Genomic DNA, 25,518 nt, shown 5'->3' on the forward strand with positions numbered 1-25,518 from the left:
TTCACAATGCTGACAACGCCGATGCACCGGCCTGCCGAGTTGACGATCATCGTGAAGCCCCGTTTGCCCAGAACCCGCCGTGCCCGTCTGCTGCTGTTGCTCGTGGTCGTCATCCTGATCGCCGCGATTGTGGCATGGATGCTGCGCAAGCCGGCCGCCCCCACCCTGGCCACGTCACCGGTCAGCCGCGGCGACATCGAACAGACCGTGGAAGCCACCGGCGTGATCGACGCCTACAAGCTGGTCAGTGTCGGCGCGCAGGCCTCCGGCCAGATCAAATCGTTGAAGGTCCAGCTCGGCGATACGGTCAAGGAAGGCGACCTGATCGCCGAGATCGACGCCACCACCCAGCAGAACCAGGTGCTCAATGCCCAGGCCTCGCTGGACCAGGTCAAGGCGCAGCGCGCGGTGCAGCAGGCCAGCCTGCGCGAAGCCGAGCTGGAGTTCGCCCGCCAGCAGCAGATGCTCGCCGCCGAGGCCACTTCGCGCGCCGAGTTCGATGCGGCCGATGCCCAGCTCAGGACCGCGCGCGCCCAGATCCAGTCCTTCGATGCACAGATCAAGGGCCGCGAAACCGAACTGGGCACCGCCCGCGCCAACCTGGCCTACACCCGCATCACCGCGCCGATGGACGGCACCGTGGTCGCGGTGGTCGCCGAAGAAGGCCGCACCGTCAACGCCAACCAGACCGCGCCGACGATCGTGATGCTGGCCCGCCTGGACCTGGTCACGGTGAATGCCGAAGTTTCCGAAGCGGACGTGGTCAAGATCAAGGCCGGCATGCCGGTGTACTTCACCACGCTGGGTGAGCCGGACCGCAAGTTCCACGCCACGCTGCGCCAGATCAATCCGGCGCCGGCCTCGATCGCCAACGACAGCTCGAGCAGCTCCAGCTCGTCCAGTTCCAGCTCCAGCACGGCGGTGTACTACAACGCGCTGTTCGACGTGGAAAATCCCGACGGCACGCTGCGCATCGACATGACCGCGCAGGTCTCGGTGATGCTCAAGCAGGCCAAGGACGTGCTGATCATCCCGGCCGTTGCACTCGGCCCCAAGACCCGCGACGGGCAGTACATGGTGCGCGTGGCCGATGCCGATGGCATGCCGGCGCCGCGCAAGGTCAAGATCGGCATCAACAACGGCGCCAATGCCGAGGTGCTGTCCGGGCTGGCCGAGGGCGACAAGGTGATCGTCGGCGAAGGCGGCGGCCTGCAGGGCACCGGTGGCGGCAACCGCGGCGGCAGCACGGTGCGGATCGGCGGCCCCGGCATGGGCGGGCCGCGCCGATGAGCAGCGCCTCGACGGGCACGCCGCTGCTGCGGCTGCGCGACCTGCGCCGCGAGTTTCCGGCGGGCGATGAGACCATCGCAGTGCTGCGCGACGTCAACCTGGACATCGCCGCCGGCGAGATGGTGGCCATCGTTGGCCAGTCCGGTTCGGGCAAGTCCACGCTGATGAACATCCTCGGCTGCCTGGATCGGCCGACCCGTGGCAGTTACCAGGTCGCCGGCCGCGAGACCGGCCGCATGGAGCCGGACGAGCTGGCCGAACTGCGCCGCGAACATTTCGGTTTCATCTTCCAGCGCTACCACCTGCTCGGCGATCTGGATGCGCGCGGCAATGTCGCCGTGCCGGCCGTGTACGCCGGCAGCCCCGGCCCGGTGCGCACCGCACGCGCCGAACAGCTGCTGCAGCGGCTCGGCCTGGGCGACCGCATGAACCACAAGCCCGGCCAGTTGTCTGGTGGCCAGCAACAGCGCGTGTCGATCGCACGGGCGCTGATGAACGGTGGCGAGGTTATCCTGGCCGATGAACCGACCGGCGCGCTGGACACCCGATCCGGCGAGGAAGTGATGGGCATCCTCGGCGAGCTGCATGCCGAAGGCCACACCATCATCATCGTGACCCACGACATGAGCGTGGCCGAACACGCCCAGCGCATCATCGAAATCCGCGACGGCGAGATCATTGCCGACCGCACCAATCCGAATGCACCGCGCTACCGCGCGCAGCGCCAGCCCACCGTGGCCGCCGGCAAGGGCCACAGCTGGCGGGCCGCGCGCGACCGCTTCACCGAAGCGTTCCGCATGGCCCTGCTGGCGATGAACGCCCACCGCCTGCGCACCTTCCTGACCATGCTCGGCATCATCATCGGCATCGCTTCGGTGGTCTCGGTGGTGGCGATGGGCAATGGCTCCCAGCAGCAGATCCTGCAGAACATCAGCGCACTGGGCACCAATACGATCGATGTGTATCCCGGGCGCGGCTTCGGCGACATGCGCTCGGCCCGCGTACAGACCCTCAAGGCCAGCGACGCCGATGCACTGGGCAGGCAGAGCTATATCGACAGTGCCACGCCGAGCGTCTCCTCCTCGGTGACCGCGCGCTACCGCAACCAGTCGGCCACCGCGCAGGTCAACGGCGTGGGCGAGCAGTTCTTCCGGGTCAAGGGCGTGACCCTGGTCGCCGGCAGCTTCTTCGATACCGATGCGGTGCGCAGCCTGGCCCAGGTGGCGATCATCGACGAAAACACCCGCACCCAGTTCTTCCCCAATGGCGAGGACCCGGTGGGCCAGGTGATCCTGCTCGGCAACGTGCCGGTGCGCGTGGTCGGCGTGGCGCAGCGGCAGAGCTTCGGTTTCGGCGGCAGCACCAGCCTGAGCGTGTGGGTGCCGTACACCACGGTGATGTCGCGGATGCTGGGCCAGAGCCATGTGTCCAGCATCACCGTGCGCGTGGACGATGCCACCCCGATGGATGCCGCGCAGGCCGCGATTTCCAAGCTGCTGATCATGCGCCACGGCACCGAGGACTTCTTCCTCAGCAACAGCGCCGAGATCCGCCAGACCATCGAACAGACGACCCGCACGATGACGCTGCTGATCAGTGCCATTGCCGCCATCGCGCTGCTGGTCGGCGGCATCGGCGTGATGAACATCATGCTGGTCTCGGTGACCGAACGGACCCGCGAGATCGGCGTGCGCATGGCCGTCGGCGCGCGGCAGAGCGACATCCGCCAGCAGTTCCTGATCGAGGCGGTGCTGGTGTGCCTGCTCGGCGGTCTGCTCGGCGTCGGCCTGTCGCTGGTGGTCGGCTGGCTGTTCGGCAAGTTCGCGCCGGACTTCCAGATGCTGTTCTCGACCGCGTCCATCGTGGCCGCCTTTGCCTGCTCCAGCCTGATCGGCGTGGCGTTTGGTTTCCTGCCGGCCCGCAATGCCGCCCAACTTGATCCCGTGGAGGCGCTGGCGCGCGAATGAAGATTTCTCCTGCTCTGCTGCACCCCGCTTCGCTGCGTCCACTGGCCCTGGCCTGCGTGACCGCACTGGCCCTGTCGGCCTGCGTCAGCACCGGTCGCTACCAGGTCGACGCGCCGGCAGTGCCGGCCACCTATGGCCGCGGCGATGCCACCCTGAACACCCCCACCGAGCCCGTGAGCGAACAGCCGCACGCCACATCGGCCGATGTCCGCACCGATGCCTGGTGGACCCAGTTCGGTGACCCCGGCCTGGACCGTGTGATCGACCGCGCCCTGGCCGCCAACACCGACCTCGTCTCGGCCGGGCTGGCAGTGCAGCGCGCGCGCCTGCAGGCCGGGCTGGCCGACAACGCACTGTGGCCGCAGCCGTCGGGCAGTGTCAGCAGCAGCGGCAACCGCGCCATCGACCAGAGCGCGGACTGGAACCGCGGCAGCTCGGCCGGCGTGTCACTGGGGTGGGAAATCGACCTGTGGGGGCGCCTGCGCACCCAGCGCGACATCGCCCAGTGGGAAGCCCAGGCCAGCCAGGAGGACCTGCAGAACACCGCCCTGCTGGTGATCAGCGACGTGGCCACGCAGTACTGGACGCTGGCCTTCCTCAACCAGTCGATCAACGCAGGGCAGGCCAACCTGGAGCGCCTGCAGCGCACCCGCGAACTGGTCCAGGCCCGCTTCGATGCCGGTGCGGTCTCGCGGCTGGACGTGCGCCAGGCCGCCCAGAGCCTGGAGGCACAGCGTGCCGCGCAGAGTGCGCTGGTGCAGCAACGCGTTGCCGCGCGCAATGCACTGACCGTACTGCTGGATGGGCAGCCGCTGGCCGTGGCCGACGAGCCGCAACAGCTGCAGCGCGTGGCCAGCCCGGTGATCGCCGAAGGCCTGCCGGCCGATCTGCTCGGCCGCCGGCCCGACCTGCGCGCGGCCGAGCTGCGGCTGCGCAACAGCCTGAAGACCATCAAGGTGACCGCGACCCAGTACTACCCGGCGCTGAGCCTTACCGGCAGCGTGGGTACGGGCGCTACCTCGCTGTCGGACGTGCTGAAGAATCCGGTCGCCACGCTCGGCGCCGGGCTGTCGCTGCCGTTCCTCAACGTGCGCCAGGCGCAGTTGAACACCCGGCTGGCCGGCACGGATTATCAGATCGCGGCCAACGGCTTCCGCCGCACGCTGTACACCGCGCTGTCGGAGGTGGACAACGCCTTGTCGGCGCGCACGCAGTTCGCCACCCAGGTGGCGGCCTCGCAGGCGTCCTACGACGAAGCGGTCGAGATCGAGCGGATGTATGAAGTGCGCTACCGGGTCGGCGCCACCGACCTGCGCACCTGGCTGGAAGCGCAGCAGACCCGGCGTGATGCGGAGCTGTCGCTGGCATCGGTGAGGCAGCGCCAGTTGATCAACGATGTGACGCTGTTCAAGGCATTGGGCGGCAGCGCAGGCTGACGCCCTGGGGGGTAGAGCCGACCGTTGGTCGGCTGCTCTACGCGGGCGGACGGCAGCCGACCAACGGTCGGCTCTACGTGGGTGGGTCGGCAGCCGACCAACGGTCGGCTCTACCCCCGCGCGTGGGGATTACAGGCCGCGCTGGCGGACGGCCTCGAACAGGCTCACGCCGGTGGCGACGGAGACGTTCAGGCTCTCGATATCGCCCGGCATCGGAATCTTGACCAGGCCATCGCAGTTTTCACGGGTCAGGCGGCGCAGGCCGTCGGCTTCGCCGCCCAGCACCAGCGCCACGTTGCCCTTGAGGTCGATCGCGTACAGCGACTCGGTGGCTTCACCGGCCAGGCCGTAGATCCACACGCCCAGCTTCTGCAGGTCCTTCAGGCAGCGCGAGAGGTTGGTCACCTGCACGACCGGAATACGGTCGGCTGCACCGGCCGAGGTCTTGCGCACGGTGGCGTTGACCGAGGCCGACTTGTCCTTGGGAATGATCACCGCCGTGGCACCGGCGGCCGCTGCGCTGCGCAGGCAGGCGCCGAGATTGTGCGGATCCTGCACTTCATCAAGGATCAACAGCAGGGCCTTGCCCTCGGCCGCTTCGACCAGCCCTTCCAGTTCGTTCTCGCCCCAGGTCCGCGCGGCCTGGTAGCGCGCCGCCACGCCCTGGTGACGCACCGAACCGCCCACACCGTCCAGCGCCTGGGTGTTCACCTTGCGCACGTCGATGCCCTTGCGGCGTGCGTTTTCCTCGATCTCGGTCAGACGCGGATTCTTCGCACCGGCCTCGATGAGGACCTCGCGGACGTTCTCGGCATCATTCTCGATCGAAGAGGCGACGGCGTTGACGCCGACGATCCACTGGCTTTGCTTGCTCATTGCGGGGGGCGGGACCGGTAAAGGGGTTGGTAATGGTAGAGCATCAAGGCCCACCCTGCCCTGCCGGGCGTTCACGGGGGGCGTTCACGGCCTGCCTTCAGCGGGGTGGCCAGTCGCTGGTGTCGTGGTCGGGGTGCTGGTGGGAAACGATATGCAGCAGGAAGTCGCCGGCCTCGGCATCCTCCTCGCTGCGCAACGCGCTCAGCGAGCCCAGGCGGTCCACGAAGGGAAGCTTGGCTTCGATCCCGTACTGGATCCTCGGCGGCAGGCGGGCCGGCTCGTCGAAAGCGCCCGCCGCGATCGCCACCCCATCCGGGGCTTCGTAGGTCAACGGGGTGCCACAGTCGGCGCAGAAGCCGCGCTGGACCATGTTGGAGGACTGGAAACGCCGGGGCTCGCCGCGGGTCCAGCGGAATTCGCTGCCACGCACCGACACCAGGGGGGCGTAGTACGCGCCGAACGCCTTCTGGCACATCCGGCAATGGCAGATCGAGCTGTGAGTCAGCTCACCGACCACATGGAAGCGGATCGCGCCGCACTGGCAGCCGCCGCTGTATTCGGGAAGGGACGGCATGGGATCGCTCCGACGGGGTCCGTGGGAAACACCATGCCACCCGCGGGGGGCGGGTGGACGGTCCGCGTACCGGCCGTGGGCCGGTACGCGTGGATCAATACTTCTGTTTCTGGCGCTTGGCCGGCTGGCCGCGCGGCGGCAGCTCGGGCAGCGAATCGTCCTTCTCTTCGACCAGGCGGAAGTCGATCTTGCGCTCTTCCATGCTGGCCTTGAGCACCAGGATCCGCACCCGGTCGCCGAGACGGTAGATCTTGCCGCGGCGCTCGCCGTTGAGCGTCTTGCGCACCGCGTCGAACTGGTAATAGTCGTGCGGCAGCTGGGTCACGTGGACCAGGCCGTTGACCTTGGATTCGTCCAGTTCCACGAACAGGCCGAAGCTGGTCACGCCACTGATCACGCCATCGAACTGGCCACCGACGTGCTTTTCCATCCACGCGGCGCGGTAACGCTCGTCCACTTCGCGCTCGGCTTCATCGGCACGACGCGCACGCTCGGAGCACTGCAGCGCCAGTGCCGCCATCTCGCGCGGCGAGTAGGTGAACTTCTCCGGTGCGGCCCCGCTGAGCGCGTGCTTGATCGCACGGTGCACCAGCAGATCGGGGTAGCGGCGGATCGGCGAGGTGAAGTGTGCGTACGCGTCCAGCGCCAGGCCGAAGTGACCCAGGTTGTCCGGCGAATACACCGCCAGGCTCTGGCTGCGCAGCAGCACCGATTCCAGCAGTGCCGCGTCCGGTCGGTCGCGCACCTTCTTGAGCAGCTTGGTGAAATCGGCCGGCTGCACCTTCGACCAAGGCGGCAGGCTCAGCTTGAATTCCTTCAGGAACTCGAGCAGGTCGGCGTACTTGGATTCCGGCGGGCGCTCATGGTCACGGAACGGCGCCGGCACGTGCTTGGCCAGCAGGTAGCGCGCAGCCTGCACGTTGGCCGCGATCATGCATTCTTCGATGAGCTTGTGCGCATCGTTGCGCACCATCATCCCGGCCTGGGTGACTTCGCCGGTGTTGTCCAGCACGAAGCGCACTTCGGAGGTTTCAAATTCGATGGCACCGCGGCGGGTACGGGCCTTGGCCAGCACGTGATACAGCTGGTACAGGCGATCCACCTGCGGCATCAGCGGACCGATCGCCTTGCGCGCGGCCGGGTCGTTCTCGCCCACCGCTTCCCAGACCTGGTTGTAGGTCAGGCGCGCGTGCGAGTTCATCACCGCTTCGTAGAAGCGCGAGTGGATGACCTCGCCCTCGCGGTTGACCTGCATGTCGCAGACGAAGCACATGCGGTCGACCTTGGGCATCAGCGAGCAGATGCCGTTGGACAGCGTCTCCGGCAGCATCGGCACCACGAAGCCCGGGAAGTAGACCGAGGTCGCGCGCTTCTGCGCTTCATCATCCAGCGGCGTACCAGGACGCACGTAGTTGGAAACATCGGCGATCGCCACGACCAGGCGGAAGCCTTCGGCATTCGGTTCGCAATAAACGGCGTCGTCGAAGTCCTTGGCATCCTCGCCATCGATGGTGACCAGCGGCGTGTTGCGCAGGTCTTCGCGATGGCCGATCTGTTCCGGGGTGACCACCATCGGCACTGCAGTGGCTTCAGCCAGCACTTCCGCCGGGAACTCGAACGGCAGTTCATGGCCGTGGATGGCGGTTTCCACCACCAGCGACGCGGTCAGCTTGTCACCAAGCACGGCGATGATGCGGCCGATCGGCGGGCGGCGGGTATCCGGCGCCTGGGTCAGCTCGCAGACCACCAGCTGGCCATCCCGGGCATCGCCGGTCTGGTCGGGCGGGATCTGTACGTTGCGCTGCACGCGCTTGTCGTCGGGCACCACGTAGTTGATGCCGAATTCGACGCTGAAGCGGCCGATCAGGCGGCTCATGCCGCGCTCAAGCACACGCGAAATGCTCGCCTCGCGGCGGCCACGGCGATCGATGCCGGTCACGTTGACCAGCACACGGTCGCCATGCAGCACCTTGCGCATTTCAAACGGCGGCAGGAACAGATCGTCGCCACCTTCGACCGGGCGCAGGAAGCCGAACCCTTCCGGGTTGGCGATCACCACGCCGGTGATCAGGTTGACCGCCTGCAGCGGCGCGAAACCGCCACGGCGGTTCTGCACCAGCTGGCCGTCACGGCACATCGCGCCCAGGCGCTTGCCGAGGGCATCGGCGCGGTCCGGCTCGGTCAGGCCAAGATGGATGGCGATCTCTTCGGCGGTCTGCGGGCCATCGCAGCGGTCGAGCAGCTGCAGGATCGCCTCGCGGCTGGCGATCGGCTGGGCATAGCGCTCGGCCTCGCGGGCGGCGAAGGGATCCAGCTGTACTTCACCGTCCAGCGGGGTCGGATGCGGGCGGCGGCGGGTAGGGATGGGCCCGGCGTGCGCGGGCTTGGGGCCCCGCTTGTTGCCACGCGGCGGCTCAGGGGTGTTCAGGGATTCGGGCATCCAGGGTGGCAGCTTGCCGGCCTTCTTGGCGGCAGCGCGGGGCTTGCCCGACGGACCGGCTGCCTTCTTGGGCGCCGGGGACTTGGGGGCTTTCGCGCCCTGGGTCGGTTTCTTTGGTTTCATTGACCTCAATAGTAACCGCTGCGGGTGTGCAGAACCGGTCAGCGGCACTGCCTGTGCAGGATTGTGAAGAAATTTCACAAAACCGTTGACAAGCCTCACGCACATGCCCAGAATTCGCCCCCTGAGTCGCCCAGGTGGCGGAATTGGTAGACGCACTAGCTTCAGGTGCTAGCGGGGGCAACTCCGTGGAGGTTCGAGTCCTCTCCTGGGCACCATGACTCGGAAAATGATCAAACCCGCGCAAGCGGGTTTTTTCGTTTCTGGCGCCGGCACCACGCACGAATCGCGCGGCATGGACCGCGATGACGCTGCATCGCACGGCAAATGAAATTTCCTGCGAAATCCTGTTGACACAATTCCGGATCTCCCGCAGAATTCTCCTCCTGAGTCGCCCAGGTGGCGGAATTGGTAGACGCACTAGCTTCAGGTGCTAGCGGGGGCAACTCCGTGGAGGTTCGAGTCCTCTCCTGGGCACCATGACTCAGAAAATGATCAAACCCGCGCAAGCGGGTTTTTTCGTTTCCGGGCGTCGGCGATGCGCGGCCCTGACCTGCGCCGACGCGCGACGCCCGATGGTCGCCGCATCGAACGTGCGATGACGCGACGAACGATCTGGCACGAAAAAATTTCCACCCGATCCTGTTGACACAATCACGCTTCTCCCGCAGAATTCTCCTCCTGAGTCGCCCAGGTGGCGGAATTGGTAGACGCACTAGCTTCAGGTGCTAGCGGGGGCAACTTCGTGGAGGTTCGAGTCCTCTCCTGGGCACCATGACTCGGAAAATGATCAAACCCGCGCAAGCGGGTTTTTTCGTTTCTGGCCGCCGCGCCCGGAACCGCACGGAACACATTCCACGCTGGTCAGGAACCACAAAAAAACCCCGCCTTTCAGCGGGGTTTCTTCGTTTCAGCTTACCGCGAACACCTCAATGCCCACCGGCCGAGGCAGCACCCGCACCTGCGCCGAACGGCGGCTTGGCCAGCCACAGGAAGGCGATGATGGCCAGGAAGATCCAGCCCAGCAGGAAGAAGATGTCGTTGAAGCCCATCTGCGACGCCTGGTGGTTGATCATGTTGTTGAGCGCGGCCGCGCCATGCTGCAGGTCGCCCTGCCCCATCGCGGTCACCTGGTCCTGCATGCCCGGGGTGTAGCCGGAGATGTGTTCGGTCAGATGCGCGTGGTGTTCCTGGGTACGGCGTGCCCACAACCACGTGGTCAGCGAGGCGGCGAAGCTGCCGCCCAGCGTGCGCAGGAAGGTGGCCAGGCCGGAGCCCGCGGCGATCTCGCGACCGTCCAGATCCGACAGCAGGATCTGCAGTACCGGCATGAAGAACAGCGCCACACCGATACCCATGATCAGCTGGATGCCGGCCACGTGGCCGAAGTCCACCTGCAGGTTGAACCCCGAGCGCAGGAAGCTGGTGAAGGACAGGAAGATGAAGGCGATCGTGGCCAGCATGCGCATGTCGAAGCGCGAGGCGTACTTGCCCACGAACGGCGTCATGATCACCGGCAGCACGCCGATCGGCGCGGTCGCCAGACCGGCCCAGATCGCGGTGTAGCCCATGTCACGCTGCAGCCACTGCGGAATCAACAAGGCCACGCTGAAGAACGCCGCGTAGGCCACCACCATTGCCAGCGTCCCGGCGCGGAAGTTGCGGTGCCGGAACAGGCGCAGGTCGACGATGGGATCCTTGTCGGTCAGTTCCCAGATCAGGAACACCGCCAACGCCACCACCGACACACAGGCCAGCACGATGATCTTGGTCGAACTGAACCAGTCTTCGTCGTTGCCCAGGTCAAGCACCAGCTGCAGCGCGCCCACGCCGATCACCAGGGTGATCAGGCCGACGTAATCCATCTTCGGCTTTTCAACGTGTTCCGGGCGACCCTTGAGCTGGTTGCCCACCACCAGCGCGGCGAAAATGCCGAGCGGCACGTTGATCAGGAAGATCCATTCCCAACTGTAGTTGTCGGTGATCCAGCCGCCGAGGATCGGGCCGGCGATCGGCGCGACCACGGTGATCATCGCCAGCAACGCCAGCGCCTGCCCGCGTTTCTCACGCGGGTATAGCGAAACCAGAAGGCTCTGCGTGATCGGGTACATCGGGCCGGCGACGAAGCCCTGGATCGCACGCGACACGACCAGCATGCCCATGCTCTGGGCCAGGCCGCACAGCAGCGAGGCCAGGGTGAAGGCCAGCGTGGCCCATACGAACAGCTTGGTCTCGCCGAAACGGCGGCTGAGGTAACCGGTCAGCGGCAGCGCGATCGCGGTGCTGACCGCGAACGAGGTGATGACCCAGGTGGCCTGCTGCGAACTGGCACCGAGATTACCGGCGATGGTCGGCAACGAGACGTTGGCGATGGTGGTGTCCAGGACCTGCATGAACGAGGCCATCGCCAGCCCTGCGGTACACAGGGCGACGTTGGCCGGCCGGAAGGCCATGCCTGGCGCCGCGGGGGCGCCCGGCGCGGCGGGAGCTTGTGCGGACATGGTGGCCTCAGCTCGCCTTGGCCTGCTGCGGCAGGTTGCTCTGGATGATCTGGTGGATCACGTCGTCGGCGCTGTGCAGTTGCTTGGCGTAGACGTCGGTATCGAACACCTGGCCCTTGGCGGTTTCGGTCGGCAGCACGGTGCCCTTCTGGTCACGCAGGCTCACTTCGGCCTTGATCGACAGGCCGATGCGCAGCGGATGCTCGGCCAGCTGCTTGGCGTCGATGGCGATACGCACCGGCACGCGCTGCACGATCTTGATCCAGTTGCCGCTGGCATTCTGCGCCGGCAGCAGCGAGAACGCAGAGCCGGTGCCCAGGCCCAGGCTGTCGATGCGGCCCTTGTAGGTCACGTCGCCGCCGTACAGGTCCGAACGCAGTTCCACTTCCTGGCCCAGGCGCATGTGGCGCAACTGGGTTTCCTTGAAGTTCGCTTCCACCCACATCTGCTCGGTCGGCACCACGGCCATCAGGGCAGTGCCCGGCTGCACGCGCTGGCCGACCTGCACCGAACGACGCGCCACGTAACCAGTGACCGGTGCGACGATACCGGCGCGGGCGTTGTTGAGGTAGGCCTGGCGCAGCTGCGCGGCGGCGGCCTGTACGTCCGGCTGGGTGGCGATCACGGTGTCATCCACCAGCGCATTGCTGCGCTCGAAGGTTTCGCGCGAGCCGGCCACGCCCGCTTCGGCAGCGGCCAGTTCGGTGCGGGCATGCGCCAGTTCTTCGTTGGAGATCGCGCCGGTGCTGGCCAGATCCTTACGGCGGTTGAAGTCTTCGCGCACGCGCTTCAGGGTCACCTGGCGCGCGTTCAATTCGGCCTGGGCGCCTTCCACACTGCGATACAGACCGCGCACCTGGCGGACCGTCTTGGCGAGGTTGGCTTCGGCCTGCTGCAGGGCGACTTCGGTATCGGCCGGATCCAGTTGGACCAGCAGCTGGCCGCGTTCGACCCGCATGCCGTCATCGGCGTTGATCCCGACCACCGTACCGCTGATCAGCGGGGTGATCTGGACCTGGTTGCCCTGCACGTAGGCATCGTCGGTTTCTTCGAACCAGCGGCCGAACATGAAGTACCACAGGGCCAGCGCGGCCAACAGCAGCACCACGATGACCAGCAGGCCGCGCAGCAGCTTGCCGCGACGGGAGGGAGCTGCCTTCTCGGCAGCGGGAGCGGAGGTCTGACTCATGGGGATGACTCTCAGGAATGCGAGGATTCGGGGGTGGCGGCGACCGTGGCGGCATCGCTGGTCGGGGTGAAACCACCGCCCAACGCCTGGCTCAGGCGGACCGAAACAAGGATCTGGCGCGACTGCAGGTCGGCCAGCCGCTGCTGGGAGACCAGCAGCTGCTCTTCGACACTGAGCACGTCCAGGTAGCTGCCGATGCCGGCGCGGTAGCGCTGCTCGGCCAGGTCATGGGCGGCGCGCGCGGTGCTGACGGCCTGGGCCTGGGCACTGGCCTGGTCGGCCAGCGAATGCACCGCGTTGACCTGGTCGGCGACGTCGCGCAGCGCGTTGACCACCGACTGGTTGTAGTCGGCCACGGCCAGGTCGTACTGCGCGTCGGTCTTGCCCAGGTTGGCACGCAGGCGGCCACCGTCGAAGATCGGCAGGCTCAGCGCGGGGCCGAGGAAGGCGAACGTCGAGCCACTCTTGAGCAGCTGGTCCACTTCACTGGAGACCACACCGCCAAGGGCGGTCAGGTTGAGGCTGGGGTAGAACTCGGCCTTGGCCGCATGGATCTGGCGGTTGGCCGCTTCCACGCGCCATCGCGCGGCGACGATGTCCGGGCGGCGGCCCAGCAGTTCGCTGGGCAGCACGCCGGGCAGCTGCAGCGCCAGCGGGTTCAACACCTGCGGGCGCTGGATCTGCAGCCCGCGGTCCGGGCCCTGCCCGACCAGCGCGGCGAGCGCGGTGCGCGCCTCGTCGATCTGCTGCTGTGCAGCCTGCTGCTGCTGCTGCGCGGCTGGAATGCGCGCTTCGGCCTGGCGGGTCTGCAGGTCGCTGTCGATGCCGGCAGCACGACGCTGGCGGGTCAGCTCCAGGGTCTTCTGCGAACGTGCCAGTTCTTCGCTGGCCACGTCATGCAGCGTCCACGCGTAGCCCAGCTGCGCGTACGCCTCGGCGATGGCGGCAGAGAGGTTCAGGCGCGCGGCCTGGGCGTCCACTTCGGCGGCATGGCCGCTGTCCACGGCCGCTTCCCAGGCGGCGCGCTTGCCGCCCCACAGGTCGATGCCGTAGCTGAAGCTCAAGTAGGCCTGGCCACTGCCGGCATAGCTGCCACCCAGTTCGTCGCCAACCATCGATTCGGGCAAGCGCACACCGGTGTAGCCCCCGGAAGCAGAGAGGCTGGGCAGGCGTGCGGCACGCGCGGTGCCGATCTGGGCACGCGCCTGGCGCAGGCGCGCATCGGCCGCCTCCAGGCCAGGATTGCGCTGCAGGCCTTCGGCGATCAGCGCATCGAGCTGGGGGTCGCCCAGCGCGCGCCACCAGTCGGTGGCCGGCCAGCCGGGCTGGCTCAGGCCGTTGGCGGCCAGGGTGCGCTGGGTCTGCAGGCTGTCGGCGTCGAGCAGGCGGCCCTGCGGCTCCAGGCCGCGGCTGCTGGCACACGCGGCCAGCGCAAGCGCCAGCGCGGAGACCAGCACCGGCCGCAGCGGCCGCATCGGGCGCAGTGAATGAGAGCGTTCAAACATGGAAGTCATGGCGTTACCAGTGAGTCGCGTACACGGGTCATGAGGGAAAGCAGCTGTGCGCGTTCGTCCGAAGACAGGTCACGCATGGCGTCGTCGATGGTCTGGTCGCCCCGCTGTTTGAGGCGGGCCCACAACTGGCGACCCGGCTCGGTCAGCACGATCTGCAGTGCCCGCCGGTCCTGGGCATGCGGTTCGCGCCGCACGCAGTCCAGGGCTTCCAGCTTGTCCAGCAGGCGGGTGACCGCGCTGGGTACCTGGTCCAGGGCCTGGGCCAACTCGTTGGCGGTACACGGGGCACGCGCCGCGAGCACCTTCAGGCCGAGGTAGTGGGTGAAGCCAATGCCGAGGTTTTCCTCGGCCATCGACGTGTCTAGCTGACGGACCAGTCCATCGCGCACTTGGCGCAGCAGGAGTCCGAAGCTGGGGGGATGGGCATCAGGGCAGATCATGGGTGAGCATTCTCTTCCAAAAAATATATTTCTCAATAGAAATATTTAATTTGGAACCAAATGCTGTGTTGCAGCAATCAGAACAATGGGCAGGCGGCTACCTTAATGGCGGCCCGGACTGGCCGGGTATTACAATCTGGACAATGGATAACACTTTCAGGCCAGAGCGGGAGACGGCCGCCACCCAGATGATCCGCAACCAGGTGCTGGACTGGTTCGAGCGGGATGACGGGCTGGGGGTGCTCGGCTTCCGGATCGAAAGCGCCCGCGGGCTGGACCGGGAGATCGACTGGCACCAGCACCGGCGTGCCCAGCTGATCTGTGTGGAAGCCGGGCTGCTCACCGTCCGCACCCGGCATGGCACCTGGTCGCTGCCGCCCGGCTGCGCCGGCTGGATGCCGCCGGGCGAGCCGCACACGGTGGATATCTGCGGGCCCTTGCGCGGCTGGGGGGTGATCGTCAGCGCCGCGATGGCCCATGACCTGCCCGACGCGCCGTGCGTGGTGGCCATCTCCGATCTGCTGCAGGCGCTCGCGCTGCGCGTCACCGAATGGGTACCGGCGGCCGAGCCCAGCCTGCGCCAGCAGCACATGATCGAGGTGCTGCTGGACGAGATCCGCAATGCCCCGCGCCAGCGCATGCACCTGCCGATGCCGCAGGACCGCCGCCTGCTGCGCATCGCCTCGCAGCTGATCGCCAACCCGGCCGATGGCCGCAGCCTCGACCAATGGGCGCAGTGGGCCGGCCTCTCGCCGCGTACACTGACCCGGCACTTCCGCGATGAAACCACGCTCAGCTTCGCGCAGTGGCGTCAGCAGGCCAGGCTGGCCGAGGGCCTGCGGCGGCTGTCCGATGGCCGGAGCGTGTCCGATATCGCGCACGAACTGGGGTTCAGCAGCCCCAGCGCCTTCGTCACCGTGTTCCGCCGCCACTTCGGCAGCCCGCCCGGGCGCTATCTGGCACGCAGTGGACACCCCCTGAACCCATCACGCGGCTTGGCATCCCCGGCCGCATCCGGATAATCGTCCGCCTGCGAGGGCGACAGCCGTCGCCGTCCCTTGCCACAGGTAACAATCCCGCATGACCGATCTTGCCCGCCCCGCGTTCCACGGCTTTGAACAGCTGCCCCTGCGCGAGTACGCCGAACGGGCGTACCTGGACTATTCGATGTACGTGGTGCTCGACCGCGCATTGCCGTTCCTCGGCGACGGTCTCAAGCCGGTGCAGCGCCGCATCATCTATGCGATGAGCGAGCTGGGCCTGAATGCCGCCTCCAAGCCGAAGAAGTCCGCGCGTACCGTCGGTGACGTGATCGGTAAATACCATCCGCACGGCGACAGCGCGTGCTACGAGGCGCTGGTGCTGATGGCCCAGCCGTTCTCGTACCGCTACCCGCTGATCGAAGGCCAGGGCAACTTTGGTTCGACCGACGATCCCAAGTCGTTCGCGGCGATGCGCTATACCGAGTCCAAGCTGACCCCGATCGCCGAAGTGCTGCTGGGCGAGATCAACCAGGGCACCACCGACTGGACCCCGAACTTCGACGGCACGCTGGAAGAGCCGACCTGGATGCCGGCGCGCCTGCCGCACCTGCTGCTCAACGGCACCACCGGCATCGCCGTGGGCATGGCCACCGACGTGCCGCCGCACAACCTCAACGAGATCGTCAGCGCGCTGCTGCACCTGCTCGACGACCCGGATGCGACGGTCGCCGAGCTGTGCGAGCACGTGAAGGGCCCGGATTACCCTAGCTTCGCCGAGATCATCACCCCGATCGCCGATCTGCGCACCATGTACGAAACCGGCTACGGCAGCGTGCGCGCGCGTTCCACCTTCCTGAAAGAGAACGGCAACATCGTGGTCAACGCGCTGCCGTTCCAGGTGTCGCCTTCGAAGGTGATCGAGCAGATCGCCGCGCAGATGCGCGCCAAGAAGCTGCCGTGGCTGGAGGACATCCGCGATGAGTCCGACCACGCCAACCCGGTGCGCGTGGTGCTGGTGCCGCGCTCCAACCGCGTGGACGCCGAACAGCTGATGGGCCACCTGTTCGCCACCACCGACCTGGAGCGCAGCTACCGGGTCAACCTCAACGTGATCGGCCTGGATGGCCGCCCGCAGGTCAAGAACCTCAAGACCCTGCTCAGCGAGTGGCTGCAGTTCCGTGGCACCACCGTGACCCGCCGCCTCAACCACCGCCTGCAGAAGATCGAGCGCCGCCTGCACATGTTGGAAGGCCTGCTGGTGGCCTTCCTCAACCTGGATGAAGTGATCCACATCATCCGCACCGAGGATGAGCCCAAGCCGGCGCTGATCGCACGCTTCGGGCTGAGCGAGGAGCAGACCGAGTACATCCTGGAGACCAAGCTGAAGCAGCTGGCGCGCCTGGAAGAGATGAAGATCCGTGGCGAGCAGGAGGAGCTGGCCAAGGAACGCGACAAGATCCTGGCCATCCTGGACAGCAAGGCCAAGCTGAAGAAGCTGATCCGCGATGAGCTGGTGGCGGACGCGAAGAAGTTCGGCGATGACCGTCGCTCGCCGCTGGTGCAGCGTGGCGCAGCGCAGGCCATCGACGAAACCGAGCTGGTGCCGAGCGAGCCGATGACGGTGGTGCTGTCGGAGAAGGGCTGGATCCGTGCGGCCAAGGGCCACGACATGGACCCGTCGACCCTGTCCTACCGCGATGGCGATGCGCTGCTGGGCTCGGTGCGGGCCCGCAGCACGCAGCAGGTGGCATTCCTGGACAGCGAGGGCCGCGCGTATTCGACCCTGATCCACACCCTGCCCTCGGCACGTGGCAATGGCGAGCCGCTAACCGGTCGCTTCTCGCCGGCCCCGGGCAGCGCCTTCATGACCTTGGCCAGTGGCGAGAACAACACCCGCTTCGTGCTGGCCTCCACGCACGGCTACGGCTTCGTGACCCGCTTCGAGAACCTCACCGGCCGCAACAAGGCCGGCAAGGCGATGCTCAACCTGACCTCCGGCTCCAAGGTGCTGACCCCGGCCGTGGTCGCCAACCCGGAAACCGACCGCATCGTAGCGGTGACCAGCTCGGGCAACCTGCTGGCCATCGCCGCCAGCGACCTGCCGGAACTGGACAAGGGCAAGGGCAACAAGATCATCGACATCCCCAAGGCCAAGCTCGCCACCGAGCGCGTGGTCGCGGTGGTCTCGGTGGCGCCGGGCAACACGCTGCTGGTGCGCAGCGGCCAGCGCACGATGAACCTGTCGTTCAAGGATCTGGACACCTACCTGGGCACCCGCGCCACGCGTGGCCACCTGCTGCCGCGCGGCTGGCAGAAGGTGGAAGGTCTGGCGGTCGAATAACCGCACAGGACCGTAGCGCCGGGCTCTGCCCGGCTGCATCCGCCGCGCGTTGCACGGTTGCCGGGCAGAGCCCGGCACTACGCATTGCTGGCGAACGTGTCCGGAAAACGAAAAAGCCGGGAAATCCCCGGCTTTTTCGTTCGTCGCTGGCTGGCGGATGCTGGCTGGCGGACGAGGGCTTCTGCAGCGTGCTGGCGAAAGCTGGCTGGCGAGCAGAACCCGATGACGGGTCGGTGGATCGTCACGCGTCCAGGACACCGTCTGGAGAAACAGCCCCCTTGGAGTCCAAGGGGGCGCGCCGACAGGCGCGGGGATGTGGAAGGTGATACGCCGGGGCCCGCGATGTGCGCGGCACATCGTGGGGCTGATGCGCGTATGCGCGTCAGTGCGCGGCCGTGCCCTTCGCATCCATCTTGCTGGTCTGGTACAGCGCCAGCCCGATGCGCTTGATCAGGCCCAGCTGCTGCTCCAGCCACCAGGCATGGTCTTCTTCGGTGTCCTTCAACTGCACCAGCAGCATGTCGCGGCTGACATAGTCCTGGTGCTGTTCGCACAGCTTCATGCCGGCGGCCAGGTTGTCGCGGACGCTGTATTCGGTATCCAGGTCCTTCTGCAGCATCTCTTCCACGCTCACGCCGGGCTCGAACACATGCGGGCGCATGTCCGGATCGCCGCCGAGGAAGAGGATGCGACGCAGCAGCGCATCGGCGTGCTGGGTCTCCTCTTCCATCTCGTGGTTGAGGCGCTCATAGAGCGCGAACAGGCCCTGGTCTTCGTAGCGGCGCGAGTGGATGAAGTACTGGTCGCGCGCGGCCAGCTCGCCGCGCAGCAGTTCCTTCAAGCAGGCGATGACGTCCGGGTTGCCTTTCATGGGGGTGCTCCTGATGAATCAATGCGCGCATGGTGCCCTATCTGAAAATCCGGTGGTCTAATCGGAATCACTTGCAGTTGCGCTTCGGTAGCCGTGCACAGGACGTTCACGCCTCCCCTACAATCAAGCCCTACCTACACGGGGATGCGCAGGATGCGGCACTGGCTGAAGCGGTTGCTCTGGGGCGTGCTGATCCTGGCGCTGGCGGCGGTGTTCGCGGTGTGGTGGCTGCTGCGCGGCAGTCTCCCCGCCCTGGAAGGCGAGCAGGCCATGGCCGGGCTGCAGGCGCCGGTGAGCATCACCCGGGATGCCTTGGGCGTGGTCACCATCGACGCGGCAAGCCAGGCCGATGCGATGCGGGCGCTGGGTCTGGTACATGCGCAGGAGCGCTATTTCGAGATGGACCTGATGCGCCGTACCGCCGCTGGCGAGCTGGCCGAGCTGTTCGGCCCGGCGGCGATCGAGATGGACAAGCGCATGCGTGTGCACCGGCTGCGGGCGCGCACCAGGGCCCACCTGGAGGTTGCCACGGGCAGCAGTGCCGGCGCCCTGCAGGCCTATGTGGAGGGTATCAACCAGGGCGTCGCCGAGCTTCGGGTACGTCCTTGGCCGTATCTGCTGCTGCGCCAGGCGCCGGCACCGTGGCGTGCCGAAGACAGCGTGCTGACCGGGCTGGCGATGTATGCCGACCTGCAGGACCCCACCAATCAGAACGAACTGGCGATGGCGCGGATCCGTGCGGTGGTGCCACCGGCGCTGTATGCCCTGCTCAGCCACGATGGCAGCGAATGGGATGCGCCGCTGTTTGGCGAAGCGCGCGGCAACGCGCCGTTACCGGAGGCCGCCGCTCTCGATCTCCGGCGGGCCGATCCGGCGCGGACCACCGGTGCCGTCACGGCAGGTCATCTGGATCCCGACGTGCTGGGCAGCAACAACTTCGCCGTGGCCGGTGCACTGACCGCGGACGGTCGCGCCATCGTCGCCGACGATATGCACCTGGGATTGCGCGCGCCCAATCTCTGGTTCCGGGTACGGCTGCGCTATCCCGATGCACAGGCTCCCGACGGCCGCGTCGACGTCAGTGGCTTCTCGCTGCCCGGCCTGCCGGCCATCGTGGTGGGCAGCAACGGGCACGTGGCCTGGGGCTTCACCAACAGTTACATCGACACGGCCGATTTCCGCAGCGTACCCGCCAATGCAGCGGGCATCACCACGCACGAGGAGCGTATCCGCGTCGCCGGCCAGGCACCGGTGACGTTGCGCGTGCGCGAGACCGCCTGGGGTCCGGTGCTGCACACGCGGCAGGACGGCAGTGGCGAGGCACTGCGCTGGACGGCACAACTCCCCGGTGCGGTGCGCCTGGACTTCGCCGAGATGGCGCGCGCGGCGACGCTTGACGAGGCGTTCGAGGTGGCCGACCGCAGCGGCATTCCCGCGCAGAACCTGGTGCTCGCCGACCGCAGCGGTCGCATCGCCTGGCGCTTGATCGGCACACGCCCTGACCGCGCTGCGGACTGCCCGCCGAACGGCAACGCCACCACCGCGCCTGCACGCTGTGCGCCGTGGCCAATCCGCAGCGATGGCGCGCCCGCATTGATCGATCCCCCCACGCATCGGCTGTGGACCGCCAACGGCCGCGTGCTCGATGGGGACGCCCTGGCCATTGCCGGGAACGGTGGCTACGACCTGGGCGCACGCGGTCGGCAGATCCGCGATGGCCTGCTGGCGAAAGAGCGCTTCACCGAGGCAGACCTGCTGGCGATCCAGCTCGACGATCGCGCCCTGTTGCTCACGCGCTGGTGGCATCTGCTGCGCGAGGTCGTCACCACCAGTGACGACCCTGCCCTGCAGCGGCTTGAGGTCGCAACCCGGCGGTGGGACGGCCGTGCGGGGGTGGACTCGGTCAGCTACCGGGTCACCCGCGGTTTCCGCGGCATGCTGATCGACCGTGTTGGCGAAGGCCTGCTCGCCCCGGCGAAAGCACAGCTCGGAGAGGACTATCTGGAGCCACGACTGGGGCAGTTCGAGGGCGTGTTGTGGCCGCTGGTGAGCGAACGTCCCGCGCATCTGCTGCCACCCCCCTATTCCAGTTGGGATGCACTGCTGGTCGATACCGCCAAGGCGCTGGAAGCAGACCTGGGCAGTCAAGGCCCGCTGGACGCGCGTACGTGGGGCGAACGCAATACCGCTGCGATCTGTCACCCGGTCAGTCGCGCCCTGCCCGCCTTTGCCCGGTCGTGGCTGTGCATGCCGGCCGACCGCCTGCCCGGCGACCGCGACATGCCCCGCGTGCAGGGCCCCGCGTTTGGCGCCTCGCAGCGCATGGTGGTGTCACCCGGGCACGAGGCCGAGGGATGGATCCACATGCCCGGTGGGCAGAGCGGTCACCCGCTGTCACCGTTCTGGGGCGCGGGACACGAGGACTGGGTCAACGGCAGGCCGACGCCGTTCCTCCCCGGCACGACGGTGCATACCCTCAGGTTGGTGCCGGCGCAGGAGTGACACGCGAGGTGGCACCGCATGCCGCCCGCCTCAGCGCCGGCAACGCTCGATCAGGTTCAACAACGGCCCGGTCATGGCGGTGGTCACCAGCGCCATGATCACCAGCACGGCGAACAGGCGGTCGCCCAGGAAGCCCAGTTCGTAGCCCAGGTTGAGCACGATCAGCTCCATCAGGCCACGGGTGTTCATCAGCGCCCCCAGTCTCCACGCGTCATGGTTGTCCATGCCGGCACTGCGCGCTGCGCTCCAGGTGCCGATCAGCTTGCCCAGCGTGGCGACCACGATCACGATCAGGCACAGCACCAGGTCGCTGGCCTGCAGGGCGTCGGCGCGCATGCGCAGGCCGGTCATGGCGAAGAACAACGGCAACAGCAGCGTGACGGCGAATGGCTCCACGCGCTCGGCCACGGTGTGCCGCAGCGTCGCGTTGCCGGACACCGCGACGCCGGCCGCGAACGCGCCGAACAGCGCATGGATGCCCAGCATCTCGGTGACCAGCGCGCAGCCCAGCGCCATCAGCAACATGATCAGCAGCCAGCGTCCTTCCTGGCCCGGTGCGATCACCAGGCGCGAGAACCACGGCCGCACCACCCCCAGCATCAGTGCGACGAAAGCGACCACGCAGACCAGGTTGATCGTGGCCGGCACCCAGCCCTGCGACTGCGCGGCGGCCACGATCAGCGCCAGCAGGCACCATGCGGTGGCATCACCGAGCGCGGCGCAGGCGATGGCGGTCTGGCCCAGCGGTGTGCCGGTCATGCCGCGGTCGGCAAGGATGCGCAGCAGCACCGGGAAGGCCGTGATGCTCAATGAAATACCGACGAACAGCGCGAAACCGGTGAAGCCCACGCCGGGCGGTGCGTGCGCGCCATACAGCCAGATCGCCAGCAGCACGCCGAGCACGAAGGGCACGGCGATGCCGGCGTGGCTGACCACGAACGCGAAACGACGCCGCCCTCGCAATCCGCCCAGATCCAGTTCCGCCCCCGCCACCAGCAGGAACATCAGCACGCCAAGCTGGCTGAGCAGGCCGAGCGAGCCGAGGGAGGCGGCCGGGAACAACACGCCATGCACCTGGGGCAGCACGGCTCCAAGCACCAGCGGCCCCATCATCAGACCGGCCGCCATTTCCCCGATCACCCCGGGTTGACCCAGCCGGCGGAACAGCCACCCCGCACCCTTGGCCACCAGCAGCAGGACCAGCAGCTGCAGCAGGAACAGACCGAGCGGCGCATGCAGGTGCGCGGCCCAGTCGGCGCCCAGCGACGCCTCGGCACGGGCCACCCGTGCCGAGACGGCCGGACCGGCAAACCGTGCCAGGCCCAGGCCGATCAACAGGGGCAGCGCCACCCAGCCCAGATAACGCCAGGCCAGCCCGCTGCGGCGCATGCCGGTGGTGTCAGAGTCCATGATCGATCCCCATCGATTGAAGGGGCGATTCTACGGGCTGCATGCGGTGCCACACCACCGCGATCGACGCGGCGGCGTGGCACCGCGATCAGGCCAGCGCCTGCTCGTGCACACCGGCGATCGCGCGCCCGGAGGGATCGGCCATCGCCGCGAAGCTGGCATCCCAGGCGATGGCCGCCGGCGAGGAGCATGCGATCGACTTGCCACCCGGCACCGTTTCCGCCGCCGCCTGGGTCGGGAAGTACTGCTCGAACACGTGGCGGTAGAAGTAGGCTTCCTTGGTCTGCGGCGGGTTGTGCACGAAGCGCTTGTCCGCCGCGGCCATCACCCGGTCACTGACCTGGGCTTCGGCATGCGCCTTGAGTCCGTCGATCCAGCCGTAGCCGACACCATCGCTGAACTGTTCCTTCTGGCGCCACAGGATCGAGTCCGGCAGGTAACCTTCGAAGGCCTCGCGCAGCACCGCCTTCTCGATCCGGCGCGCACCGGCGGGGCCCTGCCCGACCATCTTGTGCCTGGCATCGATGCGCATGGCCACATCGAGGAACTCGCGGTCCAGGAACGGCACGCGCGGCTCCACGCCCCAGGCCATCATCGACTTGTTGGCGCGCAGGCAGTCGTAGTTGTTGAGCGCATCCAGCTTGCGCACCAGTTCTTCATGGAACTCACGCGCGTTGGGGGCTTTGTGGAAGTACAGGTAGCCACCGAAGATCTCGTCGCTGCCCTCGCCGGACAGCACCATCTTCACTCCCATCGCCTTGATCCGCCGCGCCAGCAGGAACATCGGGGTGGAGGCGCGGATCGTGGTGACGTCATAGGTTTCCACGTGGCGGATCACTTCCGGCAGTGCGTCCAGGCCTTCTTCGAAGGTGTACTCGAAGCCGTGATGCACGGTGCCCAGTGCTTCGGCCGCGATTGCCGCGGCGGCCAGGTCGGGTGAGCCCTTCAGGCCGATCGCGAAGGAATGCAGGCGCGGCCACCACGCTTCGCTCTGGTCGCCATCCTCAACGCGGTGGCGGGCATAGCGTGCGGCCACCGCGGCCACCAGCGACGAATCCAGGCCGCCGGAGAGCAGCACGCCATAGGGCACATCGGTCATCAGCTGGCGGTGTACCGCGCGCTCGAAGGCCTCGCGCAGCTCGACCCGGTCGGCCTCGACGCCTTCGACCGCGTCGTAGTCGCGCCACGGGCGCTCGTAGTAACGGGTCAGGGTGTCGGTGGCGCTGTCGTACCAGTGGCCCGGCGGGAACTGCGCCGCATCGGCGCAGATGTCCACCAGCGACTTCAGTTCGGAGGCCACCACCAGCCGGCCATCCTTGTCGTGGCCCCAGTACAGCGGCACCACGCCGATCGGATCACGGGCGATCAGCACGCGCTGTGCGGCCCGGTCCCACAAGGCGAAGGCGAAGATGCCGTTGAGGCGGTTCAGGAACGAGGCCGGGCTGTCTTCGCGGTACAGGGCGTTGATCACCTCGCAGTCCGAGCCGGTCTGGAACGCATAGGGCTGGGCCAGCTCGGCCTTCAGTTCGCGGTGGTTGTAGATCTCGCCGTTGACCGCCAGCGCCAGGCCGCCGTCTTCGGAGAGCAGCGGCTGCGAACCGCCAGCCGGGTCCACGATGGCCAGGCGCTCGTGGACCAGGATGGCGCCGTCATCGACGTACACCCCGCTCCAGTCCGGCCCGCGATGGCGCTGGCGCTGCGAGAGGTCCAGCGCATGGCGGCGCAATGCGGTGAGGTCGTCGCCGGCCTGCAGGCCGAAAATACCGAAGATCGAACACATGGGAACAGCTCCTGATGATGGGGGAATACACGTATTGCAGGCATTCGACCGGCCACCCAGGCCCGGAAGGGGTAAACCCGGGCCACAAAAAAACCCGCATCGGTCGATGCGGGTTTTCTGGGGTCCGGGCGTGTTGCTTGTACTAGCCCTGGTCGCAGTCCCGCATCGGCCGCGCACGATTATTCGCGCGCAGATTATTGCGGTTGGTATTGCTGACAGCGGTGGCCGGGAACGAGGACATGGACCGACCGTAACCGGGTTTTGACGGCGGCGCAACTGTTGCGATGGCAACCAAACCGGCCGCCGCGGACAACCCGGCGCTTCGGGGCCGCGCGATAATCACGGTCCTTCTGCACCATCCGGCTGGCATGATCCCTCGCATTGGACGCATCGCTACACGCCTGGGCGGCATCGCCCTGGCCCTTTCCCTGATTGCCTGCAGCAGCACCCCTGCACGGACGCCTGCGAGCATCGTGCAGTCGGTCGAGGCCAAGGCGGCCGATGGCAGCTTCGACAGTGCCTGGGAGGCAGCCAGGACCTTTGAAACCTTCAACGACCCGCGTGCCGTGGGCTGGTACGAGCGTGCGGCAGCCGTCACCCCGTGGACCTTCCACAACCCGCAGGCCGAAGAGGCCCTGGGCAGGATCTGGACCCACGGTGAGCTGCTGCATGGCACCGGCCCGAACATCCGCCAGGGCACTGCCCTGCGCGCCTCACCGCGCAAGGCCGAGCGTTGGTACCGCGCTGCCGCCGAGCACGGCAATCCGATGGCGATGCTGATGCTGGCCAAGTTCCATCGCGACCGCGGTGACGCGGCCAGCGCGCTGCGCTGGGACCTGCGCGCGACGATCTACCATCACATGCCGTCCGAATCCTCGCGACTGCCACAGGCGATCGCAGCGCAGCCGGATGGCACCGTGCATCCGCTGGTCGCCGAGATCCAGCGACGTGCGCAGCGCGGCGAAGCCGACGCCCAGGTGGATCTGGGCGCCATGTACGAACTCGGCATGGGCCTGCCGCGCGATGGCGTGGAAGCGCTGCGCTGGTACCGGCTGGCGGCCGACCAGGGCAATGTGTACGGGCAGTATTTCAGCGGCCTGCTGCTGGGCCGTGGCCGCGCCGGCGTAACGCGCGATCTGGACGCAGCCGCCGGCTGGTTCGCCAAGGCGGAGGCGCAGAAGTTCTACCTGGCCGGGGAGACGTATTGGCGCGACCGGATCAAAGCCCCGTTCTGGACCTTCGACTGACAGGATAACCACCCGGTAGAGCCGACCGTTGGTCGGC

17 protein-coding genes and 3 tRNA genes are annotated in these 25,518 nt (G+C 67.4%); 10 read left to right on the plus strand and 10 right to left on the minus strand.

Translation table 11 applies throughout. The features are described from left to right. The first annotated feature begins 21 nt into the window (after window positions 1-21). From ORK51_RS15305 to ORK51_RS15315, 3 genes are read left to right on the plus strand one after another with little or no spacing between them, the layout of a single operon-like run. A complete protein-coding gene (locus tag ORK51_RS15305) occupies window positions 22-1,290 on the plus strand; it encodes an efflux RND transporter periplasmic adaptor subunit (RefSeq protein WP_070427566.1) in 1,269 nt (422 codons plus the stop codon). Then, on the plus strand, window positions 1,287-3,257 hold the full coding sequence (locus ORK51_RS15310) for a MacB family efflux pump subunit (RefSeq protein WP_019185904.1): 1,971 nt from the start codon (window positions 1,287-1,289) through the stop codon (window positions 3,255-3,257). Before ORK51_RS15305 ends, ORK51_RS15310 begins: the two co-directional genes overlap by 4 nt. Further along, window positions 3,254-4,693 (plus strand): TolC family protein, encoded by a 1,440-nt coding sequence (locus ORK51_RS15315; RefSeq protein ID WP_266085601.1) that lies wholly within the window; start codon window positions 3,254-3,256, stop codon window positions 4,691-4,693. Before ORK51_RS15310 ends, ORK51_RS15315 begins: the two co-directional genes overlap by 4 nt. A 129-nt stretch (window positions 4,694-4,822) precedes the next feature. Here the strand turns inward: ORK51_RS15315 and rlmB are convergent, their stop codons facing one another. The 3 genes from rlmB to rnr form a co-directional block, all read right to left on the minus strand. Continuing rightward, the gene (rlmB, locus tag ORK51_RS15320; protein ID WP_019184367.1) at window positions 4,823-5,569 is read right to left on the minus strand and encodes a 23S rRNA (guanosine(2251)-2'-O)-methyltransferase RlmB; all 747 of its coding nucleotides are present in this window, start codon (window positions 5,567-5,569) and stop codon (window positions 4,823-4,825) included. Between the two features lie 97 nt (window positions 5,570-5,666). Beyond that, window positions 5,667-6,143: a GFA family protein gene (locus ORK51_RS15325; RefSeq protein WP_266085603.1), complete on the minus strand. Its 477-nt coding sequence runs from the start codon at window positions 6,141-6,143 to the stop codon at window positions 5,667-5,669. 94 nt (window positions 6,144-6,237) lie between these two features. Next, on the minus strand, window positions 6,238-8,706 hold the full coding sequence (rnr, locus tag ORK51_RS15330) for a ribonuclease R (protein ID WP_070473714.1): 2,469 nt from the start codon (window positions 8,704-8,706) through the stop codon (window positions 6,238-6,240). A 128-nt stretch (window positions 8,707-8,834) separates the two neighbouring features. Here rnr and ORK51_RS15335 point away from each other — a divergent pair. From ORK51_RS15335 to ORK51_RS15345, 3 genes are all read left to right on the plus strand, one after another. Then, window positions 8,835-8,921 (plus strand) — tRNA-Leu (locus ORK51_RS15335). Window positions 8,922-9,096: 175 nt separating this feature from the next. After that, a tRNA-Leu gene (locus ORK51_RS15340) sits at window positions 9,097-9,183 on the plus strand. A 208-nt stretch (window positions 9,184-9,391) separates the two neighbouring features. Continuing rightward, window positions 9,392-9,478: transfer RNA gene (locus ORK51_RS15345), tRNA-Leu, on the plus strand. Between the two features lie 154 nt (window positions 9,479-9,632). On the opposite strand, the gene ORK51_RS15350 is transcribed toward ORK51_RS15345, so the two are convergent. The 4 genes from ORK51_RS15350 to ORK51_RS15365 are packed head-to-tail and all read right to left on the minus strand — an operon-like array spanning window position 9,633 to window position 14,347. Next, the gene (locus tag ORK51_RS15350) at window positions 9,633-11,204 is read right to left on the minus strand and encodes a DHA2 family efflux MFS transporter permease subunit (protein WP_019184370.1); all 1,572 of its coding nucleotides are present in this window, start codon (window positions 11,202-11,204) and stop codon (window positions 9,633-9,635) included. Between the two features lie 7 nt (window positions 11,205-11,211). Next, window positions 11,212-12,393, minus strand: a complete 1,182-nt coding sequence (gene emrA / locus ORK51_RS15355; RefSeq protein WP_266085607.1) for a multidrug efflux MFS transporter periplasmic adaptor subunit EmrA — start codon at window positions 12,391-12,393, stop codon at window positions 11,212-11,214. An 11-nt stretch (window positions 12,394-12,404) separates the two neighbouring features. After that, entirely contained in the window at window positions 12,405-13,898 is a 1,494-nt protein-coding gene (locus tag ORK51_RS15360; RefSeq protein ID WP_266085609.1) for an efflux transporter outer membrane subunit, read from the minus strand. A gap of 5 nt (window positions 13,899-13,903) precedes the next feature. Beyond that, window positions 13,904-14,347 (minus strand): MarR family winged helix-turn-helix transcriptional regulator, encoded by a 444-nt coding sequence (locus ORK51_RS15365; protein WP_019184373.1) that lies wholly within the window; start codon window positions 14,345-14,347, stop codon window positions 13,904-13,906. Window positions 14,348-14,490: 143 nt separating this feature from the next. Here ORK51_RS15365 and ORK51_RS15370 point away from each other — a divergent pair, with 143 nt between their 5' ends. Together ORK51_RS15370 and parC are read left to right on the plus strand one after the other, a co-directional pair. Continuing rightward, the gene (locus ORK51_RS15370) at window positions 14,491-15,369 is read left to right on the plus strand and encodes an AraC family transcriptional regulator (protein ID WP_070426954.1); all 879 of its coding nucleotides are present in this window, start codon (window positions 14,491-14,493) and stop codon (window positions 15,367-15,369) included. A 58-nt stretch (window positions 15,370-15,427) separates the two neighbouring features. Beyond that, the gene (gene parC / locus ORK51_RS15375; RefSeq protein ID WP_266085613.1) at window positions 15,428-17,671 is read left to right on the plus strand and encodes a DNA topoisomerase IV subunit A; all 2,244 of its coding nucleotides are present in this window, start codon (window positions 15,428-15,430) and stop codon (window positions 17,669-17,671) included. Between the two features lie 382 nt (window positions 17,672-18,053). Here the strand turns inward: parC and ORK51_RS15380 are convergent, their stop codons facing one another. Continuing rightward, window positions 18,054-18,542 (minus strand): bacterioferritin, encoded by a 489-nt coding sequence (locus ORK51_RS15380; protein ID WP_266085615.1) that lies wholly within the window; start codon window positions 18,540-18,542, stop codon window positions 18,054-18,056. Window positions 18,543-18,686: 144 nt separating this feature from the next. Between ORK51_RS15380 and ORK51_RS15385 the strand changes: the two genes are divergently transcribed. Continuing rightward, on the plus strand, window positions 18,687-21,044 hold the full coding sequence (locus ORK51_RS15385; protein WP_429000690.1) for a penicillin acylase family protein: 2,358 nt from the start codon (window positions 18,687-18,689) through the stop codon (window positions 21,042-21,044). 30 nt (window positions 21,045-21,074) lie between these two features. On the opposite strand, the gene ORK51_RS15390 is transcribed toward ORK51_RS15385, so the two are convergent. Both ORK51_RS15390 and asnB read right to left on the minus strand, forming a co-directional pair. Then, window positions 21,075-22,454, minus strand: a complete 1,380-nt coding sequence (locus ORK51_RS15390) for a cation:proton antiporter (protein WP_266085619.1) — start codon at window positions 22,452-22,454, stop codon at window positions 21,075-21,077. Between the two features lie 88 nt (window positions 22,455-22,542). After that, a complete protein-coding gene (gene asnB / locus ORK51_RS15395; RefSeq protein WP_019184380.1) occupies window positions 22,543-24,234 on the minus strand; it encodes an asparagine synthase B in 1,692 nt (563 codons plus the stop codon). Between the two features lie 368 nt (window positions 24,235-24,602). On the opposite strand from asnB, the gene ORK51_RS15400 reads away from it, so the two are divergent. Next, a complete protein-coding gene (locus ORK51_RS15400) occupies window positions 24,603-25,481 on the plus strand; it encodes a tetratricopeptide repeat protein (RefSeq protein ID WP_266085622.1) in 879 nt (292 codons plus the stop codon). The last annotated feature ends 37 nt before the right edge of the window (window positions 25,482-25,518 follow it).

Origin of the sequence: Stenotrophomonas sp. RIT-551, from assembly GCF_026241915.1 — a bacterium.
Taxonomy (GTDB): domain Bacteria; phylum Pseudomonadota; class Gammaproteobacteria; order Xanthomonadales; family Xanthomonadaceae; genus Stenotrophomonas; species Stenotrophomonas bentonitica_A.